Consider the following 3,013-nt stretch of genomic DNA (forward strand, 5'->3'; position numbering starts at 1 on the left):
AGCCGCTGCGCCTGCGCGGCTGGCGCTGCGCGCTGGCCTGGCTGGCGTGCCTGCTGCCCGTGCTCATGGGCTTTGTGGCGCCCGTGTTCTTCATGCTGCGCCCGCTGGCGGCCGACTGGTCGGTGCTGCCCTGGGACCGCTTCCTCGACTGGGCGCTCAACAGCGTGCGCCTGGGCGCCATCACCTCGGTGCTGGCCGTCATCATCGCCGTGGCCCTGGCGTTTGCCGTGCGCCGCCACAAGGAGTCGGCCGTCACGCGCGGCGTGGTGCAACTGGCCAGCCTGGGCTATGCGGTGCCGGGCGCCGTGGTCGTCGTCGGCCTGCTGCTGCCCGTGGGCTGGGTGCAGCAGGTGCGACCCGAATGGGGTTTTGCCGGCCTGGTCACGGCCACCGCCGTGGGCATTGTCTGGGCCTACCTGGTGCGCTTTTGCGCCGTGGCCCTGCAGTCCATGCAAAGCGGCTATGCGCGCATCGCGCCCAGCCTGGACGACTCGGCCCGCATGCTGGGCACGGGCGCCTGGGGCATGCTGTCGCGCGTGCACTGGCCGCTGCTCAGGCGCTCCACGGCAGCGGCGGCGCTGCTGGTCTTCGTCGATGTGATGAAGGAGCTGCCCGCCACCATGGTGCTGCGCCCCTTCAACAGCGACACCCTGGCCGTCGTGGCCTACCAGCTCGCGCGCGACGAACGCCTGGGCGAGGCCGCCCTGCCGTCGCTGGCCTTGGTGCTGGTGGGCCTGATCCCCGTGATCATGCTCAGCCGCACGCTGCGCGCCGAGCGCCCGGGCACGGCCCGCTGAGCCTGGGCTGCCGGGCGCTGCAAAGCGCGGCCCGGCAAACCCCGCTACGCTCGTGCCATGCACGCCAGAGTCCTGCGCTATCTCGACGAAGTAGTCCGCCGCGGTTCCATCCGCAAGGCGGCCGAACATCTGCACGTGGCCCCCACGGCCGTCAACCGCCAGATCCTCGACCTGGAGGCCGAGCTGGGCACGCCCCTGTTCGAGCGCATCCACAAGCGCCTGCGCCTCACCCCGACGGGCGAGATGGTGCTGGCCCATGTGCGCGCCACGCTGCGCGAGCATGCGGCGCTGCGCGAGCGCATTGCCGAACTGCAGGGCGCGCGCAGCGGCGAGATCACCGTGGCCGCGACCACGGGGCTGGCCGGCTCGCTGCTGCCCTCGCTGGTGCATGAATTCCGCCAGCGCCACCCGGGCATCGTGGTGCGCATCATCGACCTGCCCCTGAGCGACATCGCGGCTGCCGTGGAAGGCGGCGACGCCGACCTGGGTCTGGCCTACGACCTGTCCGAACGCCCCGCGCTGCGCGCGCTGGCCATCAGCGAATGGCAGATCGGCGCCATCGTGCCGCCCCGGCATGCGCTGGCACGCCAATCGTCGGTGCTGCTCAGCGAGTGCATAGGCCATCCGCTCATCCTGCCCGCGCCGCCGCTGTCCATCCGCAGCCTGCTGGACGAAGCCTTTGCGCGCAACGCCATCGAGGTCACGCCCGTGGCCGAGTCCACCTCCATGGCGCTGATCCAGCGCCTGGTCATGCTGGGCGAGGGCATTGCCCTGCTCAACCCGCTGGACGTGATGGAGGAGCGCAGCCGCAATGCCCTGGTCTTCGTGCCTTTGCGCGATGCGCATCTGCGGCGGCAGACGCTGGTGCTGACCGGCCGGGCCAGGGGGCAGTTGAGCGCGGCGGGCGAGCTGATGGCCCAGTCCATCGGCCAGGCGCTGGCAAGGCTGTTTGCCGGGGGGCGGTGAGTCTTAGGCACTTGTCCACTTTTTGTGGACACATCGGGCGGAATTCAGCGCTATCGGCAATGGCGTGTCCTTCCTAGACTGGCGGCTTTTCCATTTCGAAGAAGAGAACGCCATGACCTTGATCGCACTGAACGCCGATGTACTCGTCACCATGGATGCGCAGCGCCGCGAGATCCGCGACGGCGCCCTGGTGGCCGACGGCCCGGCCGTGCAATGGGTGGGCGCCACGGCCGAACTGCCGCCGCAGTACCGCCGCATGGTGGACGACGGCACGGCCCAGGTGCTGGACATGCGCGGCCGCGTGGTGATGCCGGGCCTGGTCAACACGCACCACCACATGTACCAGAGCCTCACGCGCGCCGTGCCGGCCGCGCAGGATGCGGAGCTGTTCTCGTGGCTGACCAACCTGTACATGCTGTGGTCGCACCTCACGCCGGAGATGATCCACGTCTCCACCCAGACCGCCATGGCCGAGCTGATGCTGTCGGGCTGCACCACCACCAGCGACCACCTGTACCTGTATCCGAATGGCGCTCGGCTGGATGACTCCATCGCCGCGGCGCAGCAGATGGGCATGCGCTTTCATGCGGCGCGCGGCTCCATGAGCCTGGGCCGCAGCAAGGGCGGCCTGCCGCCTGACGCGGTGGTGGAGGAAGAGGAAGCCATCCTGCGCGACAGCCTGCGCCTGATCCAGCAATACCACGACAGCGCACGCCACTCCATGCTGCGCGTGGTGCTGGCGCCATGCTCGCCGTTCTCGGTGACGCGCGAGCTGATGCGCGAGTCCGCCGTGCTGGCGCGTGCGCACGGCGTGTCGCTGCACACCCACCTGGCCGAGAACGACAACGACGTCGCCTTCTCGCGCGAGAAATTCGGACTCACCCCCGCGCAGTACGCCGAAAGCCTGGGCTGGGTCGGCCCCGATGTCTGGCATGCCCACTGCGTCAAGCTCGATGCCGAGGGCATTGCGCTGTTCGCGCGCACGGGCACGGGCGTGGCGCATTGCCCGTGCTCCAACATGCGCCTGGCCTCGGGCATCGCACCCGTGCGCACCATGCGCGATGCGGGCGTGCCCGTGGGCCTGGGCGTGGACGGCAGCGCCTCCAACGACGGCGCCCACATGCTGGGCGAGGCGCGCCAGGCCTTGCTGCTGCAGCGCGTGGGCCACGGCCCTGCCGCCATGGGCGCGCGCGAGGCGCTGGAGATCGCCACGCTGGGCGGCGCGCGCGTGCTGGGGCGCGACGACATCG

The 3,013-nt window shown here is 70.5% G+C and carries 3 protein-coding genes; all 3 read left to right on the plus strand.

Going from position 1 to position 3,013, the window contains the following annotated elements; all coding sequences use genetic code 11:
- The coding region (locus L995_RS03860) for an iron ABC transporter permease (protein WP_047469301.1) at positions 1-797 on the plus strand (797 nt) is incomplete at its 5' end.
- Between the two features lie 57 nt (positions 798-854).
- Positions 855-1,763, plus strand: a complete 909-nt coding sequence (locus L995_RS03865) for a LysR family transcriptional regulator (RefSeq protein ID WP_016447921.1) — start codon at positions 855-857, stop codon at positions 1,761-1,763.
- 112 nt (positions 1,764-1,875) lie between these two features.
- The coding region (locus L995_RS03870) for an 8-oxoguanine deaminase (RefSeq protein WP_047469304.1) at positions 1,876-3,013 on the plus strand (1,138 nt) is incomplete at its 3' end.

The organism is Delftia sp. ZNC0008, assembly GCF_000799035.1.
Lineage (GTDB): Bacteria > Pseudomonadota > Gammaproteobacteria > Burkholderiales > Burkholderiaceae_C > Comamonas > Comamonas tsuruhatensis.